Raw genomic sequence first — 3,885 nt, forward strand, 5'->3', positions numbered from 1 at the left:
GCCCAACAGCCCACCGCGCGACAGCACACCACCGGGCAACCCCCCGCCCGGCAGTTGGCCGCCCCGCACACCACCGCCGGACAGCCCGTCCCGCAGCCCGCTGCTCCGCACCCGACTCATCACGCCGACTCCCCCGCTTCACCGCCGCACCACCCGGCACGCCGTCCGCCCCGGCCCGCGCCGCCGCCCTCTGCGACGGCACCGGTCCCGCTTCCGACCCCACGGTGCCCCCGACGCCCCACACCTCGTGGATCTTGGTCAGGATCTGTGGATAACCCACCAGTTGTGGACAACTCCGTCACCCGATCGGGGGAGCATGCAGATCGAGGGCAACGGTTACCCACGGTGATGCGTCTAGTTCCACGACAGCGATGAAGAGCGTTGAAGACAGCCCGAAGGACGGCTCGAAGCAAGAAGCGACCGGGAAGAGCGGGAGAAGATCGGGCACGACCGGAGAAAAAATCGAAAAAACCGGAGTCCGGACATGCGACGACCCCCGCCGGGGGGGAGAGCGGGGGTCGTCCCCACGGCCGACTCGGGGGGGGAGGAGCCGGTCCGGGTTAGCACGGTCGCGAACGATCCGTGACTTCCATGGTGTACCCGAGAGCCTTCTCAGGCAAACCCACGCGCCACACCTTACGCCGAATGGTGGGCGCCTATGCTCGCACTCGTGGAAAACCACTCGTTGCCCAGGACAGCCGCCTTCTTCGATCTGGACAAGACGGTCATTGCGAAGTCGAGCACGCTGACCTTCAGCCGCTCCTTCTACCACGGCGGGCTGATCAACCGGAGGGCTGTACTCCGATCCGCCTACTCGCAGTTCGTCTACCTCCTGGGCGGCGCCGACCACGAGCAGACCGAGCGCATGCGCGCCTACCTCTCCGACCTCTGCCGCGGCTGGAACGTGGCCCAGGTGAGCGACATCGTGGCCGAGACCCTCCACGAGCTCATCGACCCGATCATCTACGACGAGGCCGCCTCCCTCATCGAGCACCACCACCTCGCCGGGCGCGACGTCGTCATCGTCAGCAGCTCGGGCGCCGAGGTCGTCGAGCCCATCGGCGAACTGCTCGGCGCGGATCGCACCATCGCCACCCGCATGGTCGTCGAGGACGGCCACTACACCGGCGAGATCGACTACTACGCCTACGGCCCCGCCAAGGCAGAGGCCGTGCGGGAGCTGGCCGCGGCCGAGGGGTACGACCTCGCGCGCTCGTACGCGTACAGCGATTCGATCACGGACGTACCCCTCCTGGAGACCGTCGGCCACCCCCACGCCGTGAACCCCGACCGGGCGTTGCGCCGCGAGGCGGAGCAGCGCGACTGGCCGGTGCTGTCCTTCGCCCGTCCCGTACGGCTGAAGCAGCGGCTGCCGCAGTTCTCGCTGCCCTCCCGGCCGGTGCTGGCCGCGGCCGCCGCGGGGCTGGCGGCGGCGACCGCGGCCGGGGTGGTCTGGTACGCGTACCGCCGCCGCCTCCAAGCGGCCTGAGAGCCCAGAATCCAGCCCTGACCTGCACGCCTTCCGCTTCGCCCGATAATTAACCTTCGCCAGTATTTGCAGGAGAAAGTAAATATCTGAGCGCTGGGCTTCCCTCTCACCGCGGGGAGGAGTACAAAGGGATTACGGCCCGCGAGAGCCAGGGCATCCGAGGAGGATCTCCCAGCAACAACGGCCCCGCGGACCGCACATGGAAGTCGGGAACCCACGCGACGCCGATCCCTCGAATAGGGACCGCCACACCAGGCAACGGACGGGTGCCGGGCCTGATCCTCGAGCGCCAGCGCGACCACCGCCGGGTCCGGCGCGACCTCGACCGCGCCGGCGTCCCGTCCCGCGGTCTCTACCTCGCCTGGGACTTCACCGTCGCCAGCGAACGCAGCCTGAGCGAGCGGATGCTGCACATCCGCGACGACGCCTTCGCCGGCCTCGGCAAGGGCGTACCCGAGCATCTGGTGTACGAGGTGAAGGACCACCCCGCGGACGACCCCGTCGCCCGCACGGTCCGCGGCGTCTACAACGTCCCCAGCTACCTCGACGCCCCCGGCGGCCCGCCCGGCTCCGGCTTCCACCGCGCCGGCGGCGGCAAGGACGCGCTGCCCGCCCGGCTGCCCGGCAACAACCAGGTGGTGCCGTTCCAGTGCGAGATACCGCGCGCCGCCCTCGGCGGCCCCGGCGGGCGCGGCGAGGCGGCCCGGCCCGTCCTGTACGGCCACGGGCTCCTCGGCAACGAGACGCAGGTCGGCTCCCGTACGCAGCACGAGCTGGCGGCCCGCGGCAACTTCGTGATGTGCGCCACGAAGTGGCAGGGCATGTCCGACGAGGACATCCCGTTCATCGCGGGCACGCTGCAGGACCTCAGCGGCTTCCCCGCGGTCGCCGACCGGCTCCAGCAGGGCGTGCTCAACACCCTGTGGCTCGGCCGCCTCATGGTGCACGCGGACGGGCTCGCCGCGGACGCCGCCTTCCGCGGCGCCGACGGCGCGAGCGCGCTCGACGTCCGCGCCCGGCTCGGCTACGCAGGCCACAGCCAGGGCGGCATCATGGGCGGCATGTACACCGCCGTGGCGCAGGACAGCACGCGCTCCGTGCTCGGCGTACCGGCGATGAACTACAGCACGCTGCTCAACCGCAGCGTCGACTTCGCGCCGTTCCAGCAGGTCCTGGACCGGGCGTACCCCGACAAGCTCCGCCAGCAACTCGGCTTCGCCCTCATGCAGATGCTCTGGGACCGCGGCGAGGCGAACGGCTACGCCCGGCACATGACGTCCGACCCGCTGCCGCGCACGCCGCGCCACCGGGTGCTGATGCACGTCGCGTACGGCGACCACCAGGTCTCCCCCACCGCGGCCGAGGTGCAGGCCCGTACGGTCGGCGCCCGGATCCACACCCCCGCGGTGGCCGACGGGCGCAGCCCCGACGAGGAGCCGTACTGGGGGATACGGAAGCTGCGCTACCCGTACGCCGGTTCCGGGCTGCTGGTCTGGGACAGCGGCAGCCCGTACCAGCCGCTGACGAACACGCCGCCCGCCGAGGGCCGGGACCCGCACGGCGACCCGCGCGACGAGCCCGCCGCGCAGCGGCAGATGGCGGAGTTCCTGAACACCGGCAGGATCGTGGACGTCTGCGGCGACGCGCCCTGCACGGCCGCTCCGGCCGGGTGAGCCGCTGCCGGTAAGCGGCTGCTCACCGTACGATCGGCGCATGACTTCGAGTGAGCAGAACACCCCGCCCGCCCGCAAGGACCCGTGGGCGCTGCCCGACGTCTCGGGCCTGGTCGTCGGCGTGCTGGGCGGCACGGGCGACCAGGGCCGGGGGCTGGCGTACCGGCTGGCGCGGGCCGGGCAGCGGGTCGTCGTCGGCTCCCGGAAGCAGGAGCGGGCCGAGGAGGCGGCGGCCGGTCTCGGCAACGGCGTCGAGGGTGCGGACAACGCGGAGTGCGCGCGGCGCAGCGACGTGGTGGTGGTCGCGGTGCCGTGGGAGGGGCACGAGGCGACGGTCACGGCGCTGAGCGCGGAGCTGGCGGGCAAGCTCGTCGTGGACTGCGTGAACCCGCTGGGGTTCGACAAGAAGGGCGCGTACGCGATCCGCCCCGCCGAGGGCAGCGCGGCCGAGCAGGCGGCGGCGCTGCTGCCCGGGTCGCGGGTCACGGCGGCGTTCCACCACCTGTCGGCGGTGCTGCTCCAGGACCCGGAGGTGGAGCGGATCGAGACGGACGTGATGGTGCTGGGCGAGTCGCGGGAGGACACGGACGTCGTGCAGGCGCTGGCCGGGTTGATCCCGGGGATGCGCGGCGTGTACGCGGGCCGGCTGCGCAACGCGCACCAGGTCGAGTCGCTGGTGGCGAACCTCATCTCGGTCAACCGCCGCTACCGGGCGCACGCCGG

General features: G+C 71.9%; 3 protein-coding genes. All 3 read left to right on the forward strand.

The genetic code is table 11. The features are described from left to right. The first annotated feature begins 658 nt into the window (after positions 1 to 658). On the forward strand, positions 659 to 1,489 hold the full coding sequence (locus H5J30_RS21150) for an HAD family hydrolase (protein ID WP_181788969.1): 831 nt from the start codon (positions 659 to 661) through the stop codon (positions 1,487 to 1,489). Positions 1,490 to 1,755: 266 nt separating this feature from the next. Then, entirely contained in the window at positions 1,756 to 3,162 is a 1,407-nt protein-coding gene (locus H5J30_RS21155; RefSeq protein WP_258563447.1) for a hypothetical protein, read from the forward strand. Between the two features lie 40 nt (positions 3,163 to 3,202). Then, positions 3,203 to 3,885 (forward strand): NADPH-dependent F420 reductase (gene npdG / locus H5J30_RS21160; protein WP_181788970.1); only part of this gene is annotated, 683 nt, incomplete at its 3' end.

The organism is Streptomyces phytophilus, assembly GCF_013870535.1.
GTDB classification, from domain to species: Bacteria; Actinomycetota; Actinomycetes; order Streptomycetales; family Streptomycetaceae; genus Streptomyces; species Streptomyces phytophilus.